Annotated in this window: 20 protein-coding genes; 11 read left to right on the top strand and 9 right to left on the bottom strand. The window is 67.2% G+C overall.

What is annotated here, in order from left to right; all coding sequences use genetic code 11:
• Window positions 1-8: 8 nt before the first annotated feature.
• Window positions 9-935, bottom strand: coding sequence for an ABC transporter permease (locus tag AC0IX4_RS22160; RefSeq protein WP_042574903.1), 927 nt, complete (start codon window positions 933-935; stop codon window positions 9-11).
• A gap of 42 nt (window positions 936-977) precedes the next feature.
• On the bottom strand, window positions 978-2,525 hold the full coding sequence (locus tag AC0IX4_RS22155) for an ABC transporter substrate-binding protein (protein WP_471831177.1): 1,548 nt from the start codon (window positions 2,523-2,525) through the stop codon (window positions 978-980).
• A gap of 403 nt (window positions 2,526-2,928) precedes the next feature.
• Between AC0IX4_RS22155 and AC0IX4_RS22150 the strand changes: the two genes are divergently transcribed.
• Both AC0IX4_RS22150 and AC0IX4_RS22145 read left to right on the top strand, forming a co-directional pair.
• Window positions 2,929-3,927 (top strand): 2-hydroxyacid dehydrogenase, encoded by a 999-nt coding sequence (locus tag AC0IX4_RS22150; protein WP_471831175.1) that lies wholly within the window; start codon window positions 2,929-2,931, stop codon window positions 3,925-3,927.
• Window positions 3,924-4,310: a universal stress protein gene (locus AC0IX4_RS22145; protein WP_042574857.1), complete on the top strand. Its 387-nt coding sequence runs from the start codon at window positions 3,924-3,926 to the stop codon at window positions 4,308-4,310. Before AC0IX4_RS22150 ends, AC0IX4_RS22145 begins: the two co-directional genes overlap by 4 nt.
• Here AC0IX4_RS22145 and AC0IX4_RS22140 read toward each other — a convergent pair.
• The 5 genes from AC0IX4_RS22140 to AC0IX4_RS22120 form a co-directional block, all read right to left on the bottom strand.
• On the bottom strand, window positions 4,307-5,197 hold the full coding sequence (locus tag AC0IX4_RS22140) for a LysR substrate-binding domain-containing protein (RefSeq protein WP_042574856.1): 891 nt from the start codon (window positions 5,195-5,197) through the stop codon (window positions 4,307-4,309). The genes AC0IX4_RS22145 and AC0IX4_RS22140 overlap by 4 nt on opposite strands.
• A 33-nt stretch (window positions 5,198-5,230) precedes the next feature.
• The gene (locus tag AC0IX4_RS22135) at window positions 5,231-6,493 is read right to left on the bottom strand and encodes a glucarate dehydratase family protein (RefSeq protein ID WP_471831172.1); all 1,263 of its coding nucleotides are present in this window, start codon (window positions 6,491-6,493) and stop codon (window positions 5,231-5,233) included.
• Entirely contained in the window at window positions 6,490-7,443 is a 954-nt protein-coding gene (locus tag AC0IX4_RS22130; RefSeq protein ID WP_471831171.1) for a 5-dehydro-4-deoxyglucarate dehydratase, read from the bottom strand. The genes AC0IX4_RS22135 and AC0IX4_RS22130 overlap by 4 nt, the downstream gene beginning before the upstream one ends.
• A gap of 77 nt (window positions 7,444-7,520) precedes the next feature.
• Entirely contained in the window at window positions 7,521-9,119 is a 1,599-nt protein-coding gene (locus AC0IX4_RS22125) for an aldehyde dehydrogenase (NADP(+)) (protein ID WP_471831169.1), read from the bottom strand.
• 139 nt (window positions 9,120-9,258) lie between these two features.
• Window positions 9,259-10,068, bottom strand: a complete 810-nt coding sequence (locus AC0IX4_RS22120) for a TspO/MBR family protein (protein WP_471831167.1) — start codon at window positions 10,066-10,068, stop codon at window positions 9,259-9,261.
• Between the two features lie 377 nt (window positions 10,069-10,445).
• Here AC0IX4_RS22120 and AC0IX4_RS22115 point away from each other — a divergent pair, with 377 nt between their 5' ends.
• From AC0IX4_RS22115 to AC0IX4_RS22080, 8 genes are all read left to right on the top strand, one after another.
• Window positions 10,446-11,000, top strand: a complete 555-nt coding sequence (locus AC0IX4_RS22115) for an alternate-type signal peptide domain-containing protein (RefSeq protein ID WP_471831165.1) — start codon at window positions 10,446-10,448, stop codon at window positions 10,998-11,000.
• A gap of 48 nt (window positions 11,001-11,048) precedes the next feature.
• Entirely contained in the window at window positions 11,049-11,606 is a 558-nt protein-coding gene (locus tag AC0IX4_RS22110) for a hypothetical protein (RefSeq protein ID WP_471831163.1), read from the top strand.
• Window positions 11,603-12,163 (top strand): signal peptidase I, encoded by a 561-nt coding sequence (locus AC0IX4_RS22105; protein ID WP_471831161.1) that lies wholly within the window; start codon window positions 11,603-11,605, stop codon window positions 12,161-12,163. The genes AC0IX4_RS22110 and AC0IX4_RS22105 overlap by 4 nt, the downstream gene beginning before the upstream one ends.
• Entirely contained in the window at window positions 12,160-12,720 is a 561-nt protein-coding gene (locus tag AC0IX4_RS22100; RefSeq protein ID WP_042574848.1) for a hypothetical protein, read from the top strand. The genes AC0IX4_RS22105 and AC0IX4_RS22100 overlap by 4 nt, the downstream gene beginning before the upstream one ends.
• On the top strand, window positions 12,713-14,230 hold the full coding sequence (locus AC0IX4_RS22095; protein WP_471831159.1) for a signal peptidase I: 1,518 nt from the start codon (window positions 12,713-12,715) through the stop codon (window positions 14,228-14,230). The genes AC0IX4_RS22100 and AC0IX4_RS22095 overlap by 8 nt, the downstream gene beginning before the upstream one ends.
• A gap of 130 nt (window positions 14,231-14,360) precedes the next feature.
• The gene (locus tag AC0IX4_RS22090) at window positions 14,361-14,867 is read left to right on the top strand and encodes a mycothiol transferase (protein WP_471831157.1); all 507 of its coding nucleotides are present in this window, start codon (window positions 14,361-14,363) and stop codon (window positions 14,865-14,867) included.
• Window positions 14,868-14,925: 58 nt separating this feature from the next.
• A complete protein-coding gene (locus tag AC0IX4_RS22085; protein WP_471831155.1) occupies window positions 14,926-15,462 on the top strand; it encodes a hypothetical protein in 537 nt (178 codons plus the stop codon).
• Window positions 15,463-15,521: 59 nt separating this feature from the next.
• Window positions 15,522-15,989, top strand: a complete 468-nt coding sequence (locus tag AC0IX4_RS22080; RefSeq protein WP_042574845.1) for a phosphoribosyltransferase — start codon at window positions 15,522-15,524, stop codon at window positions 15,987-15,989.
• Between the two features lies 1 nt (window position 15,990).
• On the opposite strand, the gene AC0IX4_RS22075 is transcribed toward AC0IX4_RS22080, so the two are convergent.
• Together AC0IX4_RS22075 and AC0IX4_RS22070 are read right to left on the bottom strand one after the other, a co-directional pair.
• On the bottom strand, window positions 15,991-17,301 hold the full coding sequence (locus AC0IX4_RS22075) for an MCE family protein (protein WP_471831200.1): 1,311 nt from the start codon (window positions 17,299-17,301) through the stop codon (window positions 15,991-15,993).
• A 63-nt stretch (window positions 17,302-17,364) separates the two neighbouring features.
• Entirely contained in the window at window positions 17,365-18,393 is a 1,029-nt protein-coding gene (locus AC0IX4_RS22070; protein ID WP_471831153.1) for an NADPH:quinone reductase, read from the bottom strand.
• Window positions 18,394-18,496: 103 nt separating this feature from the next.
• Here AC0IX4_RS22070 and AC0IX4_RS22065 point away from each other — a divergent pair, with 103 nt between their 5' ends.
• Window positions 18,497-20,167 carry an alkaline phosphatase D family protein gene (locus tag AC0IX4_RS22065; protein ID WP_471831151.1) on the top strand — a complete coding sequence of 557 codons (1,671 nt, stop codon included), beginning with the start codon at window positions 18,497-18,499 and terminating at the stop codon, window positions 20,165-20,167.
• Window positions 20,168-20,171: the final 4 nt, after the last annotated feature.

Below are 20,171 nucleotides of genomic sequence, written 5' to 3'. Positions count from 1 at the left end.
CGGCCTCCTCAGACCTTTGCCTTGTCGCGAACTCGTGCGTCGAGGAGTGCGTAGCACGCGTCGATGACGATGTTCAGAACGAAGATGCTGATGGCCGTCAGCAGCACGGCCGCTTGGAGAACGGCGAAGTCCCGCTGCAGGATCGCGTCGATCATCAGCTTTCCGATGCCGGGCCAGCCGAAGATGGCCTCGACCACGACCGCGCCGTTGACCAGGCCGACGGTGAGGTCACCGGCAACCGTCAGGGCCGGAGCGGCAGCGTTACGCAGGGCGTGATGGGTGACGACGCGCAGGTCGCCGGCGCCCTTGCTCCGTGCCAGCCGGACGTACGGTGCGGACAGGGCGGACACCATGGCTCCGCGGACGACCTGGGTGAGCACGCCCAGCGGACGGATCAGCAGGGTCGCGATCGGCAGGATCCAGGCGGCGGCGCCGCCGGTTCCGGAGGTCGGCAGGACACCGAGCACGACGGCGAAGATCCAGACGCCGGTGATGGCGAACCAGAAGTCCGGGATGCTGGCCGCGGTCATCGACAGCAGACTCGAGAAGCGATCGGCGATCGAGTTGGGACGGTAAGCGGCCCAGCAGCCGATGACGATGGAACCGATCACGGCGAGCAGCATCGTCACGAACGCGAGCTGCAGCGTCGCGGGGAAGGCTCGCAGAGCCATCGTCGACGCGGCTTCACCGGTGCGCAGTGACTCGCCGAAATCGAGATGCAGGACGCCGCCGAAGTAGTCGGCCATCTGCGTCCACACGGACTGGTCGAAGCCGTTCTGCGCGGCGAAGGCCTCGCGTTGGGCGGGGGTGGCCGACTCCGGCAGGTAGAGACTGGTGGGGTCGCCGGTAAGTCGGGCCAGGAAGAAGACGCCGATCAGGACGACCAGCAGGGGTACGAGGCTGGTGTAGACGCGTCGTCGGAGGAAAGCGAACATGGCGGTCACACCCTTCCGGAGGTGGGCTGCTGGCGGGTGGGGCTAGTCGGTCGCATCGGAACTCCGAGTCATCTCGGCCAGTCGCATCTCGTCGACGGTGGCGGAATCGGGGGTGTAGTCGATGCGCGGGTCCTTGGCCAACACACCGTTCATGTGGGCGATGTACGCCATCTGCGTGATCTCCTCGGGTTCGCGTGCGAACAACCCGGCGAACGCATCCTGGCGCTGCTCATCCGTGAGTGCCTCGGCCTCGTCGATACCTTCGTCGAAACCGGTTGTGCCGTAGGAGCTCTGGAAGCCGTCACTCCTCATGTACTGGTCCATCGTGAACGCTGCGTCGCCTGCCTGGTTTCCGTGCTGGATCACCAGCAGGTACGGCCCCACGTTCGGGAACGGGCGTTCCTGGAACTCCGCGGTGGCCGCGGTGTCCTTCATCTCGATCTTCACGTTCAGGCCGATGCCGGCGAGTGCGTTCTGGATGACCTCGACGGTTTCGTTGATCTTGGGAAACTGCCCGGTGCGGCCGATGAGGCGGATCTCGGTGTCGACGGGAACACCGTCGGCGCGAGCCTCGTCGATCAGCGCCTTGCCCTTCTCCATGTCGTACGGCCACGGCGTCAACTCGTCGTTGTAGCCGACGACGCCGTCCGCGATCAATTGTGCTGCGGGGGAACCCATTCCGCGGAACAGCGCCTTGACGATGCCGGAGCGGTTGATGGCGTAGTTGATGCCTTCCCGCACACGCTGGTCGTCGAGCGGCGGCGTCGTGGCCTGCATGCGCAGTGCCGTCGTCTCGTTGTTCGGGAAGGCGACACCGAGGTCGCCGGCCCCGTCCTCGGGGCCGAGGCCGGTGGCGATGTCGGCCTCGCCGTTGGTCACCATGGCTGCGCGCACGGAACCCTCGGTGCGCCACTGGTAGACCGCGCGGGTGAACTCGGGCTCCTCTCCCCAGTAGGAGTCGTTGCGCACCAGGGACAGTCGCTGCCCGTAGTCCCACGAATCGATGCGGTAGGGGCCGGTGCCGATGGGTTCACGGGTGCGCTCGGCGTCGCCGACCTCACTGGTTACCATCTCGATGAACGACAGGCGCAGCGGGAGGATGGGGTCCGGCGCCGGCGAGGCGACCGTCACGGTGGTCGGGTCGAGCGCCGTGACGGTCAGATCGTCGTCGCCGAAGACGTAGCCCTCGACGTTGCAGGCCAGGTCCGAGTTCACTGCTCGCTCGATGGACACCTTGGCGTCCTCGGAGTCGAAGGTGGATCCGTCGCTGAAGGTGACGTCGTCCCGCAGGCGGATGGTCCACTCCGTATCGGACGTCCGCTCCCAGGAGGTGGCCAGCTTCGGTTCGAGGTCACCCGATGTGGGGTCACGCTCGATCATGGGCTCGGTGATGTTGGAGCGGACGACCACACCGATGGCGGTGAGGGAGACGTCGCACGGCTCGAGTGTCGGGGGCTCCTGGGGCAGCACGATCCGGACGGTGTCCGGGCTTGCGGCATCGCCGCTGTCCGAGTTGGCGACTGTGCATCCGGTCAGGAATGCCGACGCAGCGAGCACCGACACCAGAGATGTGGCGCGGGTGGATCTCATGAATTCTCCAAGCTGAGTGGGGCTCTGCCTAGCGCGTGCTGTCGGGGCTGTCGACGCGCGCTGGGGCGTGGAGGCCGGAGGCCGGTCGAGAAAGACGTTGCGGGTTCGTTGCCGCCTGTGACGGTAGACACACGGTAGGAGGGTGGCCGGTGAGCGTCAACAGCGGATGACCCGCAAAATCGCAGTTGAGAGCGGATTTTCACGTCGTCACGGCCTTCCCGTGCGGTCCGGGTCACAGCGTCGAGGCTCTGACCTGCTGCATCACACGCGGCGATCATATCAATGCTGGATGAGTATTGATCCATGCTAATTGCGTGTTGGACCGGTATTCGTCGCCGGGCATACGATGACCCGGACGAAGGCCGTCACACCCGACGGTCGGCGCACTGGCGAAGGAGGCGGCATGACCGACGGTGGCTCACCGAGTTCGGCTGATGCGCAGCGTTATTCCGATGTTCTGCGGGTAGGCGGACTGAAGCCGTCTCTGATGGAGACGCTCAGCGCCGGCGGTGCGCTCGTTCTGCCGGACGACGGCCGCGACGCTTTCCTCGAGCAGCACGCCGACCGGGTCCGCGCCGTGGTCACCTCCGGCCGGGTCGGTGTCGACGCCGACCTGATGCGACTCCTGCCGGGTCTGCGAGCGATCGTGCATTTCGGTGTCGGATACGACGGCACCGACGCCGACGAGGCTCGTCGCCTCGGCATCGGTGTCAGCAACACACCCGACGTCCTGACCGACGCCGTAGCGGACACCGCGCTGGGGCTGCTCATCGACACGATGCGGGGGTTCTCCGCGGCCGACCGCTACGTGCGCGCCGGCGAGTGGACGACGAAGCCCATGCCCCCGCTCGCGCGTCAGGTGAGCGGCTCGCGCGTCGGCATTCTGGGCCTCGGCCGGATCGGCGGTGCCATCGCGCATCGCCTGGACGCGTTCGGGTGCAGTATCAGCTACCACAATCGAAACGTGGTCGACGGCAGCCCGTACGACTACTACTCCTCACCCCGCGAACTTGCTGCGGCAGTGGACGTTCTGGTGGTCGCGGCCGCAGGGGGCCCGGACACCCAGCAGCTGGTGGACAAGGCGACCATCGATGCGCTCGGCGCCGACGGATTCCTCGTCAACGTCGCGCGCGGCAGCGTCGTCGACGAGGACGCCCTCGTCGACGCCCTGCAGAGCGGACGTCTGGCCGGTGCCGGACTGGACGTGTTCGCCCACGAACCCGAGGTTCCCGAAGCGCTCCGACGCCTCGACAACGTCGTCCTGCTTCCGCACATCGGCAGCGCGACCGTGCAGACACGTGCGGCGATGGAAGCTCTGACGCTCGACAATCTTCACTCGTTCCTCGCCGACGGCACGCTCGTGACGCCGGTCTTCCAGCCCGGACATAAGGAGACCTCATGAGCGTCGTCGTGGGATACGCGGACACCGTCGAGGACCGCAATGCGTTGCCGTTCGCGTTCCGCGAGGCCGTCATGCGCGGCACCGACGTGACCGTCGTGGTCGACGGCGACCGGTCGTCGGTGGACGAGCAGATCATGGCCGCCCGGACCGACTCGGGTGCCGACGGTATCGCGGTGCGCGTGGCCGACCTGGTGCCCGGCCGATCGCATGCCGACAACCTGGTCGACATGTCGTACGAGCCGGACGTCGAGATCCTGGTCATCGGCGTGCGTCGCCGGTCGCCCGTCGGAAAGCTGTTGCTGGGCAGTTTGTCCCAGCGCGTGCTTCTCGACGCGCACTGCCCCGTCGTGGCGGTCAAGCCGCCTGTCGAGGTCGCCCGCTAGAGCTGCGTCACGGCGGCGACGTCGCCCAGCACCCGGTGCAGGGCGGGGTTCGTCGCGTCGTGACGCCATGCGGCATTGAGCCGTACGGGCTTCTCGGTGCTGGATCGGAGTTCGCGGAACACCACACCCTCGGTGTGCATCGTGCGTGCCGACGCCGGAACCAACGCGCACCCCAGCCCGGAACTCACCAGCATCAACATGGTGTGCACCTGCGTCACGTACTGCACGTAGCGGGGAGACACGCCGGCGACGGTGAAAGTGCTGATGAGCAGCTCGTGGAAGTACCGGGCGTCGACGGGTGAATACATGATCACCGGCTGATCCTCGAAGTGGGTCACCGCGAGGCGTTCGACGTCGAGAAGTTCGTGACCCTCGGGGATCGCGGCGACGAGCGCTTCACGGTGGATGGGCCGCGTCGTGATTCCGGGACGGGTCACCGTGGGACGGACCAGCCCGAGGTCGAGCTCACCGCTGGCCAGTGCGTCGATCTGGATGGATGAGACCATCTCGCGCAGAACGAGTTCGACGTCGGGAAGGGTGTCGCGGACGTCGGCGAGGAGCCGTGGGAGAACGGCGTGGGCCGACGCCGCGGTGAATCCGATGACCACTGTTCCCAGGTCGCCTTCCGGGACGCGCTTGACGGTCAGCGCAGCGCTCTCCGCCAGCCGGACGATGCGGCGGGCGTCGGGAAGGAACGCGAGGCCGGCGGCGGTCAGTGTCACCGAGCGGGAAGTCCGGTCGATCAGTTGGACGCCAAGCTCGCTCTCGAGCTGTTGGATCTGTCGGCTCAGCGGCGGTTGCGTCATGTGGAGCCGCTCGGCGGCGCGGCCGAAGTGCAGCTCCTCCGCAACGGCGATGAAGCACGTCAGACGCGAGAGCGAGAACATCGGCTCAAGATAGCCGACCGTGTGAACGGCCGGTCACCATCGCGGCGAAGAGTTGACGAAGGCGGGTTCGAGACTCTGCCGGTAGCCGGTGTCGTCACGGTCCCTGATCCCGCAGTCGACGTACTGCTGGTGCAGCCTCGCCAGCGCGCCCTCGTCGAGTTCGACGCCCAACCCCGGTCCCGTGGGTACGGCGACGGCGCCGTTCTCGATGCGCAGAACGCCCGGGACCACGACGTCCTCGGTCTTCCACGGCCAGTGTGTGTCGCAGGCGTACGTGAGATTCGGCGTGGCGCCTGCGAGGTGCACCATCGCGGCGAGGGATATGCCCAGGTGCGAGTTGGAGTGCATCGACAGGCCGAGTCCGAACGTGTCGCAGATACCTGCCAGCAGACGCGACCGCTGGAGGCCGCCCCAGTAGTGGTGATCCGACAGGACGACGCCCACGGAGTCACGCCGAACCGACGGCTCGAGCTGATCGAAGGCGACGACACACATGTTGGTGGCCAACGGCATCGGGGCCTTTCGGGCGACCTCGGACATGCCGTCGAGGCCGGGAGTCGGATCTTCGAGGTACTGGACGACGCCGTTCAGAGCCGACGCGACCTCGAGGGAGGTGTCGACGGTCCACGCCGAATTGGGGTCGAGTCGCAGGGGGAGATCAGGGAAGGCCTCGCGTAGCGCGACCATCGCCGCGATCTCCTCCTCGGGTGGGAACACCCCACCCTTCAGCTTGATCGCACCGAAGCCGTACTGCTCGATCATCGTCCGGGCCTGGCGCACGATCCCGTCGGGATCGAGCGCAGCACCCCACCGGTCGTCCTCCGCGCCCGGATGCGCTGCCCACTTGTAGAACAGGTAGGCGCTGAACGGCACGGTGTCCCGTACCGATCCACCGAGAAGGTCCGATACCGGCCGACCGAGGATCTTGCCCTGGATGTCCAGGCAGGCGACCTCGAAGGGCGAGAAGACGCGATCGGTGGTGCTGGCGGTCGTGATCATTCCGGCAACGCCGTCACCGCCTGTTACCGACAGGCCGGCGAGGCAGTCGTCGATCACGGTGCGCAGGACGTTCAGCGCGAAGACGTCGACACCGCGCATCGCCTCTGCCGCCGCGTTCAGCCGCACGAGATGTGCGGTGTCCGCGTAGGTCTCACCGAGTCCGACGATCCCGTCGTCGGTACGCACCTGCACGATCGCCCGAAGGGCGAACGGCTGATGGACACCGACGGTGTTGAGGAGCGGCGGGTCGGCGAACGCGACCGGTGTGACGGTGACAGAGGCGATGCGTCCGGTCACGAGTGCACGGCCTCCTTGGTGACCGAGTCTGCAGCGAGTGCGTCGGCGAGAACGGCGCGGCCCGCGGCGATGATCGCGGTGAGCTTCTCGACATCCGCCGGGGCGGCGTCGACGAGGGGAGCGCGAACAGGGCCGGCGGCAACACCTTCCAGCGTGACGCCCGCCTTGATCAGCGAGACGGCGTAGCCGGGGACCGAGTCGCGCAACCGCACCAGTGGGTGGAAGAAGTCGCGCAGCAGAGCGTCGGTCAGGTCGTCGTCACCGTTCTCGAGCGAGGTGTAGAACGCCAGGGCGAGCTCGGGAGCGAAGGCGAACGTCGCCGACGAGTAGAGCGTGACGCCGATGGCGCGGTAGGCCTGCTGCGACACCTCTGCGGTGGGGAGGCCGTTGAAGAACTGGAATGCCTTGCCGATGGGAGCGAGGGAATCCTGGACTGCGCGGACGATGCGTGACACACGATCGAGATCGCCTGTGCCGTCCTTGAAGCCGACGACGGTGGGGAAGTGTGCGACCTCGACGGCGGACGCCTCGTCGTAGCGCGCGTTGCTGCGGTTGTAGACGATCACGGGCAGGTCGGTCTCGGACGCGACCTGGCGGGTGTACTCGACGAGGCCTGCCTGCGGCATCGTCACCAGGTACGGCGGCAGCAGCAGGAGACCGTCGGCGCCGTTGTCGCGAGCGGTCCGGGCGAAGATCTTTGCCTGGGCGACGGAACCGCCGGCTCCGGCGTAGACGGGAACCCGTCCCGCCACGGTGCGCACGGCGGTGGCGACGATCTCGCCGAACTCCACGGTCTCGAGAGCATGGAATTCGCCGGTGCCGCAGGCGATGAACACGCCGCCGGGGCCGGCGTCGACACCCTTGGCGATGTGTTCCGCGAGCAGCGTGTGATCCACCTCGCCGGAGTCGGTGAAGGGGGTGACGGGGAAGAAGAGGACGCCGTCGAGCATGGGATCTCCTGGTGTAAGAGGGGGGTGCGGGAAGGCCGGAGGCCGGCCGGTGTGGAGCGGGAAGGTGGGAAGCTGGGTCAGTCGCGGGAGAGCTGGCCGTCGATGCGGCGCCAGATGCCGTCGGGATTACCGTCGGCGAGCGCACTGGGGAGCAGAGCGGACGGGACGTCCTGGTAGGCGACGGGTCGGAGGAATCGCTCGATGGCGAGCGATCCGACGGACGTCGACCGTGAGTCCGACGTGGCGGGGTAGGGCCCGCCGTGGACCATGGCGTGACCGACCTCGACGCCGGTGGGCCATCCGTCGAACAGGATGCGTCCGGCTTTGAGCTCGAGGACGTGGAGCAGGCGGCCGGCATCGGCGTGATCGGCTGCGTCGGCATGGATGGTGGCGGTCAACTGGCCTTCGAGCGCGCGAGCCACCGCGGTGACCTGCTCGGCGGAGGCGCAGCGGACGACCAGGCCGGACGAGCCGAAGACCTCCGTCTGCAGCACGTCCTGGCCGAGGAAGGTCGTGGCGTCGGTGCTGAAGAGCGCTGCCCGTCCGGCGTTCGGCGCATCGGTCGCACGGCCGCGCGCGACCTCGCTGGCGGCGGAGCCGAGCGCTTCGACGCCCTTGCCGTAGCTGGCCGCGATGTTGGGGGTCAGCATGGTCGTTGGGGCGCTCTCGGCGACTGCGTCGGCGGCAGCTGCGACGAACGCGTCCAGGCCGGGGCCGTCCTGAGCGATGACGAGGCCGGGGTTCGTGCAGAACTGGCCGGATCCGAGCGTCAGCGAACCTACGAACGCACGGCCGAGGTCCGCTGCGCGCGTCTCGAGAGCGTGAGGAAACAGGAAGACGGGATTGATGGAGCTCATCTCGGCGTAGACCGGGATCGGTTCGGGTCGACCGGCAGCAGCGCGTACCAGTGCTGTTCCGCCCGAACGTGATCCGGTGAATCCAACGGCCTTGATCCGGGGGTCGGTGACCAATGCGGTGCCGATGGTGGGTCCGTCGCCGTAGACGAGGGAGAAGACGCCGGCGGGCATTCCGGTGGCGGCCGCCGCCTCGGTGATGGCGCGCCCCACGTACTCGGACGTACCGGGATGGGCGTCGTGTGCCTTGACGACGACGGGGCAGCCGGCGGCCAGAGCCGATGCGGTGTCACCGCCGCCGACGGAGAACGCCAGCGGGAAGTTGCTGGCGCCGAACACGACGACCGGCCCGAGCGAGACCATGCGCTGGCGGATGTCGGCGCGAGGCAGGGGAGCGCGGTCCGGCACGGCCGGGTCGATCCGGGCGCCGTTCCAGCTGCCCTCGCGCAGCACCGAGGCGAAGAGGCGGAGTTGACCGCTGGTGCGCCCGACCTCGCCCGTGATGCGGCCGAGGGGGAGACCGGACTCGGTCACCGCTCGCTCGATCAACGTCTCGCCGAGTGCCTCGATGTTGTCGGCTATCGCGTCGAGGAACTGTGCGCGTGCCTCGGACGTCGTGGAGCGGTACTCGTCGAAGGCCTGGTCCGCGGCGGCACACGCTGCGTCGACGTCGGCCAGTGCGCCGTGCCGATACGCGGGCTCGAGGCTCGCGCCGGTGGAGGGATCGATGCCGTGAATCGTCTTGCCGGTGCCGGGGACGGTGGACCCGGCGATGATCAGTTTCCCGGTGAGGGGAGCGGTCGTCGTCACCGTTGCAGTCATCAGTGGATCAGCCCTTCTCGCTGTAGTGCGTGTGCGACTGACGTTAGGACCCTCAGCCATACAAGTCCAAGTCAAATTTGCACTGCAGCGATTCAGGAACTGTATCGACCGGGGTGACGCCCCGGCTACCGCACAAACGTCAGCGTGAGGTTCCGTCGCGCCGCATCCGCGCGGCGATCGTGCCGAGAAGGACCACGATTGCAGCCACCGCGGCTGTCCACCCGACCGTGGTGTTCAGGATTTCTCCCGACAGGCGTCCCTGAGCCGCCCAGCCGAGACCCCACGACAAGGACAGGGCGGGCGCGATGCGGCCCGCGGACACCGTTGCGAGGAACAGTCCGACGGCCGCCGCGACGACCAGAACGACGACTGCCCACACGGTGGCGGCGGACTCGACTCCGATCGAGGTCAACCACGCGCTGATGTTCGCCACTGTCGCGATGGATACCCAGCCCAGGTACAGGCCCATGGTTCCGTCGGTGATCACCGTGTCGACCGCGGTCGTTCGAGGCGCCGCGATCAGTCGAGCGAAGACGAATGCGAGACTCGCGAGGAGTGCCACGATCACGACGACGCTCAGGAACACCTGCCCGAACTGCACGACCGTGATCCAGGCGGCATTCAGCAGCATCGTCACGGAGATGGGCACACGAAGTGCTCGCTGCCGCTCCGACCGACGCTGGGCGGGCAGTGCCTGCCAGACGGCGTAAGCGATCAGTCCGAGGTAGATGACCGACCAGATGGAGAACGCCGGTCCGGCGGGAGCGACGAGAGTTGCGGTGGCGCTGAGCGCACCGTCCGCTGCCTCCGCGATCGGTGTGCCGACGACGGCGCCCGAGCCGAGGAATCCACCGACCACCGCCACGATCGCGCTCAGTACGACGAGCCACACGGAGCTCGGCCGGGCCACGTCCGACGAGGGCGTCGCGGCAGTGATGTCAGGTGTCATGAGGGTCCTTCGCGAGGGGGTTCGACGGCGCAATCATGCCCGAAACCGGGAATCACGAAACAAAACTGAAGTTTTCTGCGGGTCGAGTTTCGGCCGGGCAGACAGACAATGGTGCAGATCCCTGCACGGCAAGGCCATTTTACCGCAGGGAAAAGAATGGTCTTTAATGGCTCGATAAGGGCTGGTGCGAGGCATGATTACCGTCTCGAACGACGTCAAGTCGTTACTGGCAGCGCCGGTTTGACCAGCATCCCCGCATCGTCGAGTTACAACCCCATCCGCTTTGGCTCGTGTAACGAATGGGTAATCACATCTCGAAGTAATGGTTTGTACCGCGCCGATGTCCGGCGTGGAGGACAACGACGGAAGTGAAACCCATGAACAAGACCACGAAGGGTGCCCTCGCTGCGGGTGCCGCCGGAATCCTCCTGCTCGGTGGCGCAGGCAGCTACGCGCTGTGGACCGATGCGGAGACCGTGCAGGGCGGCACCATCACCGCCGGCAACCTCGACATCTCCCCGGTGGCGGCCGGCGTGTGGACCGACGTGTCACCCGGTGGAATCAAGACCCCCGGCAACCTGAACATCGCGACGTTCCGCATGGTCCCCGGAGACGTTCTGCAGTACAAGGCGTCCTACAAGGTGCTGGCCGACGGCGAGAACCTGCGCGCGACGATCGCCGCCGATCCGCAGACCATCACACGGGGCGGCGAACTCACGCCGGCGAACACTCCTGTGTCGCTCGTGACCACCTACAACGGCGCTCCGCTCGCGAACAACCAGATCACCGAGGCGGACGACGGCCGTACGGTCGACGTCACGGTCACGGTCACCTTCGTGGAGACGACGCCGAATCAGGTAGGTACGGAAGATTCGGTCAATCTGACCAACTTTCGCATCAACCTGCAGCAGAACGCCCGCACTACAGCGTAATTGGCCGGTCTGCTTGATTCGTAACGACAATCAGTGAGGTGACTCGAAGTGCCGCGGAAGGTGTGGCTGGGGGTGGCGGTCGTCGGCGCCGTCACCCTCGTGTTCGGGTCCGTCCAGAGCACCGGTGCTCTCTGGCGTGACCAGGAGACGGTGGCGGGCGCGACGGTCACGGCCGGAACCATCTCGCTGTCGACCGGTTCCCCGGACGGAACGAACTACACGTTCGGCGCCTTGAAGAAGGATCCGGTTGCCCTGAACGAATCCGTGCAGGCGCCACTGGTGATCACCAACACCGGGGACACTCCACTCCGGTTCCGACTGACTTCGGCCGGCCCCGTCGTCTCGACGGCGGGCGCCGGCGCCACCGTCTCACTGTCGGGAGGCGTCATCACGGACGGCGTCTGCACGTCGACGACCGTCCTGGGATCGGCCTTCACGACCTTCTCGTCGTCCGCACCCTCCACTGTCGCGACGAGTCCTTGGCAGGCTCTTCCGAAAGGTGGAACGCAGACATGGTGCATACGAACGGTTCTGACACAGGTCACATCGACCAGCGCCGTCGCCTACACGCACCGCTTCTCGTTCGCCGTGGAGCAGACCCGATGACCGAGTCTTCCGATGCGACGCCTCGTCGCACCGGCCCGCTCTGGTGGATCGGGACGATCCTGTCGTGGGTTCTGCTGATCGGAGTCGTAGGGGTACTGCTCGCGGCGGTCGTGGTGCCCAAGGTCGCGGGTGCTCAGCCGTACACGATTCTCACGCAGTCCATGGAACCGACGTATCCGCCGGGAACCCTCGTCGTTATCCGCCCCTCCGAGCAACTGGGCATCGGCACCGCGATCACGTACCAGATCTCGTCCGGTCAGCCCGATGTCGTCACACACCGCATCATCTCGACAGGCCTGGACAAGGACGGTGCGCGGGTATACACGACGCAGGGCGACAACAACCCGCAGCCCGACCCGAACCCGGTGCAGCCCGGCCAGATCCGCGGCGAAGTCTGGTACGACATCCCGTACCTGGGCTATGTGAACAACTGGCTGACCGGTAGTACGCGCACCACAGTCGTCGGCATCGGCGCGGCACTGCTCGTCGCCTACGCCGCACTGCAATTCGTCTCGGCAGCGCGCGACCGTCGACGCTCCGGGCGACACGCGTCATGATCGCCTTCCTCGACGGATCCGCAGGCGTCCGTGTGCGGGCGATCCTGGCGTCCGGTCTCGTGTTCGGGCTCGGAGCTGTCGGGACCCTCGCCGCCTGGTCGACGTCATCGACGACGACGTCCGGCCAGTTCCTCACCGGGTCGGTGGACATCACCGTCAACGGAACCGAGGGTGCCCCCACGCCTGCCACGATCACACTGCCCGCGGGAAACATCCTGCCCGGCAGGTCGACCGCGGCACTGGTGAACGTCCGGAACGCCGGCAACATCGCCTTCACTTACATCCCGACAGCGGTGACGTCGGCCGGCGGCCTAGGGACCAGCCTGACCACCGCGGTGAGAGCCGGCACGGGTGTCGCCGTCAGTTCTGTCGCGACCGGTCTCACGTGCACGGGCGGTACGACGCCCGTCCTGACCACGTCACGCCCGCTGGCTGTCGGTGCGACCGAGTCGCTGTGTGTGCAGTTCGATCTGTCGATCAACGCAGCCAACACCCTGCAGGGTGTCAACAACACCGTGACGTTCACCTTCGCTGCGACGGGGGTGGGAAGTGCCTGACCAGTCCGATACATCCGACAAGCGGCTCCGGGTCGCCGACCGCGCACTCACCGCTGCCGCCGTGCTCGGCGCCCTCTGCATCGTGTTCGCGGTCTGCGCCTCCGTGTTCTCGTTGACACCCTTGGTCTTCCGATCGGGCTCGATGGAACCGTCGATTCCCACCGGATCGCTGGCGCTCGCGCGTGAGACTTCCGCGGTGGAGGTTCAGGTCGGAGACGTGGTCAGCGTGCTCCGCTCCGACGGGTCTCGCATCACTCACCGCGTGGACCGAGTCGACTTCGCCGAGGGTCAGACCGCCGTCCTGATCCTGAAGGGTGACGCCAACTCCACACCGGACGCCGATCCGTACATCCTGTCTTCCGTCGACCGGGTCGTCGCGCACGTGCCGTACGCGGGCTACGCAGCGTCCTGGTTGTCCACACCGTTCGCGTGGGTCGTCGGCGGTCTCGCTGCGGCGGCACTGCTGTACGTCGTTGTACGGCCGACAAGTCTTCGCAGGGAATCGCCGGTCCCGCCCGGTCGTCATCGAGTGCATTCCGGGGTCGCGGCAGCACTGGTGGCGGTCGTGGTGGTCCCCGGATTCGCGGCGACCCAAGGGACCGAGGCAGCCCTGAACGACACAGCGCAGGCGCGGGCCGTTCCGACGGCCGCGACGATGGTCCGACCGACGAGCTTCACCTGCAACACGACGGGAACGGGAAGCAACAGGGTCGCCAACCTGAGTTGGCCGGCAGGCGATCCGCTGTACGGCTATCGGGTCGTCTTCACACCCACCGGGCTCCTCGGTGGTACCACTCAGACCGTCGATGTGCCGCCGGGAGCGCCGACGACGGCAGTACCGCCGAGTACCGGGTTCGTCATTCAGAACTACCGTGCGACGCTCGTGTCGAAGGTGGGCAACTTCGTCTCGACTCCTGCTCTGACACGCGACATCTCGATCGTCGGGCTGGGGTCCAACGTCACGTCCAGTTGCGACACCACCGGCACCACGACGGGTCCCGCGGCTGCTCCGCTCGCCGCCGCGCGGGTCGCTCCGTCGACCACCACCACGACGGCACCGGCAGCATCCGCGACCACCACCGCGGCGCCCACGACGTCTGCTCCGACCTCGACGGGCGTCACCACCACCGTCGCCCCGGCTCCGACCACCACACCTCCCGTGACCACGACGACGGCAGCACCGCCGCCTCCCCCGCCGACGAGCACGACTCCTCCGCCAACACCGGCGAGCGCGTTCGTCGCGGACGGCGGCTCGGCGACCAGCGGAACGACGACGGCATCGGTGTCGGGAAGCACCCTGACGCTCAGCGGACCGGACGGCACGCCGTTCTACTCGCGCGCAGTGTCATCCAGTGCGCGGTACGGCACCGGCGTCGTCTTCTCGAACACCGGCGACCTCTACGTGCTGTCCGATGCGGGGGTATCGCGCATCGTCGTCGCGAACGGCGTCGCCACCGAGAGTGCGGTGTCGACCGCCGAACTCCCCTCGGACATCAGCGCACTCCTCTGACCCCCACCCCGCGAGTACGTCGGAAGTGTCGCGAAAGGGGGTTGCTTCGTGACACTTTCGACGTACTCGCGAGGGGTAAAGGAGCTCGAACTCGGGCACACTGGGGCCACCGACATTAAGGAGACAACCGGTGGACCACAGAGGCGTGCTGATCGACGCGTACGACCGCATCAAGGAGACGGTGCACCAGACACTGGACGGGCTGGACCCTGCGGCGCTGACGTACCGGATCGACCCCGAGGCCAACACCGTCGCCTGGCTGGTCTGGCATCTCGCGCGTGTGCAGGACGACCACATCGCCGGCGTCGCGGACAGCGAGCAGGTCTACACCGCGCACGGCTGGAACGACAGGTTCGGCCTCCCCTTCGACGACGACGCCATCGGATACGGGCAGTCGACGGAGGACGTGGGCAAGGTCGACGTCGACGCTGACCTCCTCGTCGGGTACGTCGACGCGGTCCACGCTCGCACAGTCGAGTACCTCGACACGCTCACAGCAGACGACCTCGACCGTGTGATCGACGAGAATTGGGACCCACCCGTCACACTCGCCGTCCGACTGATCAGCGTCGTGTCCGACGACCTGCAGCACATCGGCCAAGCGGCGTACATCCGCGGAGTGTTCGAGCGTCGGTGATCGTTCTGTCGGACCGCCGTGGGACCGTGTCGACGGCACCCGACGAGAGGACCCCTCGATGACCATCACGACCTGGCCCGCACGGTGGCCGGCCTCCGCCAAGGATGTGGCCGACGGCATCACCCGGTTGTCGGCGGCGCTGCGCGACGAGGATGCCGACGCGAAGTCGGCCGCAGTCTCGGAGTTGGCCTCGCAGAAGGGCGTTCGGGTCGAGGACGTGTACGCCGCGATGCTCCGCCTGCTCCTCGAAGCGGCGCATCCGGACGGTCTGGACGGGGACGATGTGGGTGCGGTGGTACGCGACGCGGCATCACGTGACCCCGATGTCGCCCCGGCGGACGTCGTGACCGTCGTCCTCGGAACGCTCGGTGTCCATCCCGAGCCGGAACGAGAGGGCTCGGACGACGACAGTCAGGATCCCGAGGATCACCGGGAATCGCAGACCGTCATCACGCGGTTGGCATCGGCGTCCGCGATCCGGGCGTCGGCGGTGGTGACCGAGGCGTTGCTGTCACGAGTCGGTTCGCCCGTCGAGGCCGTCGTCACGATGGTGATCGACGACATCGCGGCTGCGGAGACGATCGAGTGGCCGTGACGGGCCGGCCGCGGTAACAGGCGGGTGGCTACGGCGCCGTCGGGGTAGATTCGACTCCCATGCGCGAGACGATGACATGGGACCTGTTCGGTACTGCTTCCCGCGAGCTGACGCGCACCGTCGTCGACAGTGGGTTCCGCCCCGACATCGTCATCGCGGTCGCACGCGGTGGACTCATTCCGGCCGGTGCGCTGTCCTACGCCATGGGCGTCAAGGCCGCGGGGACTCTGAACGTCGAGTTCTACACGGAGGTGGAGGAGACGCTGCCGGACCCGGTGGTTCTGGCTCCGCTGCTCGACACGGACGCCATCGTCGGTAAGAAGCTTCTGGTCGTCGACGATGTGGCGGACTCGGGTCGGACGCTGTCGCTCGTCGTGGGACTGCTGAACGAGCATGCAGCAGAGGTGAAGTCGGCAGTCGTCTACACCAAGCCGCGCACCATCATCACGCCGGACTTCTCCTGGCGGGAAACCGATCTGTGGATCGAATTCCCGTGGTCCACCGAGCCGGTCATCGAACCGCGCTGACTCAGCGCACGGACACCTCGGTGCCGCGCAGCGCCGGCGCTCCGATCAGGGTCGTCCACCCCGGCACGTCCTCCGGCTCGACTCCACTGCCCTGCCCGTAGACGACGGCCAGGGTGTCGCGCTCGATGTCCGACCCTGCGTACGACGCGTCGGTCGGCACAGGGGAGAACTGCGCCGCTTCCGTGTAGGTGATCTCCGCCGGCCCGGGGTTCCGCGACGGAGGCTGGTACGAGCCGTCGTTGATGCCGCTGCCGGGATACTGAGGGAAGAATCGTCCCGGTGCGGTCACGTCCTGGTAGCACGCAGGCGGTCGATCGTCGAACAGCCGAGGCTCGTCCTGATTGGGCAGAAAGCGGCCGCGAGGATTGACGAAATTGACGGTCGCGCGAGCCCCCGGGTATTCCTCGTTCACTCCGAGAATGCGTTCCGCGTCGCCGATCAGGGCGGCGAACTTGGGCAGCGCGCATTGGATGGTGGGTGAGAACTCGGCCAGCAGTTCGAGTGTTCCGCGGGTGTCCCGCGAGAGCGACACGACCGACTCCGCATTAGCGGCGAGTAGGTCGGCAGTGCTCCCGGATGTCGAGACGGCGGAGGTGAGCAGCGTGTCGATCGCCGACTTCTTCTCCACCACGGTGTTTCCCGTGACGCTCAGGTTGTCGAGAGCGTCGAGAAGGTCGGGTGCAGCGGTGGAGTACGTCTCGGTGAGGGTGGCGAAGTCCGCGAGATCGGCTTGCAGGGTCGGAAGTTCGTCTCCCAGAGCCGAGAAGATCCGGTCGAGTCTGTCGATGGTGCGTCCGAGCACTTCACCTCGCCCGTCGAGTGCCTGGGCCAGCGCACCGAGCGTCGACGCGAGCTTGTCCGGCGGCACGGCGTCGAGCAACGGCAGCAGGCTGTCGAGCAGCTGGCCGACCTCCACGGCATTCCCGCTGACGTCCTGTTGGATCGTGTCTCCCGCCGAAATGGGGTCCGACGTCGGCCCTTTCGGCGCTTGGAGAGCGACGTACCGTTCTCCGAACAGCGTTTTCGGGAGCAGTCGAGCCGTTACCGTCGACGGGATGGCGGAGGCCTGATCCGCATCGAGGGCGAGGTGGGAGACCACCCGCCCGTCCTGCGTGTCGGCCGACCGAACTTCACCGACGATGACGCCGCGGATCTTGACATCCGCGTTCGGCGGGAGTGCATTGCCGACGGTGTCGGTGACCAGGTCGACCATCACCACGGACCGGAACGTCTTGGAATAGATGAGAGTGCTCATGCCGACAAAGGCGACGACGGCGAGGAAGAAAAGGAGACCGGCCACTCGTCGCGCCATCATCGGCAAATGGTGATCCCCATCACGCCATTTGTCAATGGCCTATCGGTCATTGGTCATGAGCTAGGGCGTCGAGATGTCGATCAACACCTTTCCCGTCACCCCGGACTCCACGGCGGCGTGCGCGTCGGCAGTACGCGAGAGGGGAAAACGGAGCAGCGGTAGGCCGGCATCGTCGCCGACGGGCAGGGCGCCCGCAGCCACGGCAGCCGACACGTCTTCCTTCGCAGCCTCGAGTGCGTCGGTGCCGACGGTGTAGAGGAGAACGAACTGATAGCGGATATTGCCGACCATGCTGGGACGGATGTCGATGGACACGGAATCGCCACCGTTGTTGGCGTAGATCGCCACCGATGCGCGAGGCGCTGCTACTGCTGCGTCCAACTCGGCGTTCTGGGCCGGAGCAACCTCGACGATGTGGTCGACTCCGTTCGGAGCGAGCTCGCGGATTCGTGCCACCGCGTCGTCGGACCGGTAGTTCACGATGTGGTGAGCACCCGCTGCCGAGGCGAGTTCGGCCTTCTCCGGTCCACTGACCGTCGTGATGACAGTCGCGCCCGCCCACGTCGCCAGTTGGATCGCGGCATGACCGACGGCTCCGGCGCCGCCGGCGACCAGAACGGTTTTTCCCGACAGTGCGCCGGGATGCAGCCGCGACGGCCCGTCTTCCGCGACGGTGAGCGCGCGGTGGGCGGTGATCGCGGGAACTCCGAGGGACGCGCCCAGATCGAAGTCCGCGCCGTCGGGGAGGCGGACGACTCGGTCGGACGGCACCACCGTGAACTCCTGCGCCGTTCCCGTGGGGCGCTCGTGCTGGGCGAGCAACAGCCACACACGGTCGCCGATCGCGAGATTCTCCACCGCGGAACCCACCGCGTCGACGATGCCCGCGCCGTCCTGGCCGGGCACGACCTCGTCGAACGCGGGCTTGTCACCCGGCTTCGCTCCCGTCCGCGACTTCCAGTCCGTCGGGTTGACACCCGCCACGACGAGGCGGACTCGCACCTCCTGCTCAGCGGGTTCGGCGATGTCGCGATCGACCGCGGTGAGGACGGAGGGGCTGCCGGTTTCGGTGTACACGATTGCCTTCATGAACACCTCCAACGCGAGGTCCCCACCGTGGTGTTCCATCGACCGACGAACCTGAACGGCCTGTTCACTTGACCGATCGCCCGCGATGGCATGAACTCAGCGGGTGGACGACACAGAACACCGCAGTACGTCATCATCTCCGCGTCTGAATCGACGTGGTTTCCTGCGCACCACGACGCTCGCAGCGGGGGTCGGGGCGGCGGTGTCGCTCACGACCAGGACGGCGTCGGCAAGCACGTCACCGGTCTTCCGCCACGGCGTCGCGTCGGGCGATCCCCTCGAGGACGCCGTTCTGTTGTGGACCCGTGTCACGCCGACGCCGGATGCCGTGCCGGGATCCGGCCGTGGTCCGGCCACGACGGTCACGTGGGAGTTGGCGCGCGATGCCGCGATCACCGACGTCGTCCGCTCCGGTTCTGTCACGACGTCCGCCGACAGCGACCACACCGTCAAGGTCGACGTCGGTGGGCTGTCCCCGTCCACGACGTACTACTACCGCTTCTCCGCCGCGGGTGAGTCCTCGTCGGTCGCGACCACTCGGACGGCCCCGGCGGCCGACGCCGACGTGGCCAGGCTCAGGTTCGGTGTGGTGTCCTGCGCGAACTGGGAGTCGGGCTACTTCTCGGCGTACCGCCACCTGGCCGCTCGACCCGACCTCGACGCGATCATCCACCTCGGCGACTACATCTACGAGTACGAGACGGGCGGCTTCGAGGGGAAGAACGGAGTCGTCCGGGTCCACGATCCGGTGCACGAGATCGTCACCCTCGCCGACTACCGGATCCGCCACGGCCAGTACAAGTCCGATCCCGATCTGCAGGCAGCGCATCGCGGGGTGCCGTGGATCTGCACCTGGGACGACCACGAGTCGGCCAACGACGCGTACGACACGGGCGCGGAGAATCATCAGCCCGCGACCGAGGGCGACTGGGCGACGCGCAAGGCGAATTCTGTTCAGGCGTACTACGAGTGGATGCCGGTTCGCGCCGCGGGTACGGCGAACAATCGCCATCTCTACCGCCGGCTCCGTTTCGGCACCTTGATGGAACTGTCGATGCTCGACCTGCGGACCTACCGCTCGAAGCAGGTGCTCCCGTTCCAGGGCGAGCAGGTCGACTCACCCGACCGCACCATCACGGGCGCCGACCAGATGGCGTGGTTGACCTCGGGTCTGACGTCGTCGCCGACCCGATGGCGCATCGTCGGCAACCCGGTGATGATCACGCCGACGCTGATCCCGCCCCTCGAGCCGGAGGCGGCGCGCGGCGTCACCGAACTGCTCGGCCTCCCCGCTGCGGGTGTGTCCTACAACGCCGATCCCTGGGACGGCTACACCGCCGACCGTCGGCGACTTCTCGACGCCATCCGCACCGCAGGTGTCGACAACACGGTCTTCATCACCGGCGACATCCACTCCTCGTGGGCGTGCGACATCCCGGTCGACGCTGCCGCCTATCCCGCGGCGGGCACGGTCGCCACCGAACTCGTGGTCACCTCCGTCACCTCGGCCAACATCGACGACTTCCTGAAGGTGCCCGAACACACCGTCGGGCGCGTGGCGGAGGAAGCATTCAAGGCGTTCAACCACCACGTGAAGTACGTGGACCTGGACACGCACGGGTTCGGCGTCTTCGAGGTGACGCCGGCCGGCGCCCAGATGGACCACTGGTACGTCGTCGCCAAGGAGGATCCTGCATCGGCGGCGTACTTCGGCGCGGGGTTCAGGGTGGCCAGCGGAACGCAGACCGTGGCTCCGGCACCGCCGTTGACCTGACGCG

The organism is Rhodococcus sp. AC861, assembly GCF_979256035.1.
This window is presented reverse-complemented; position numbering and strand designations above follow the sequence as displayed.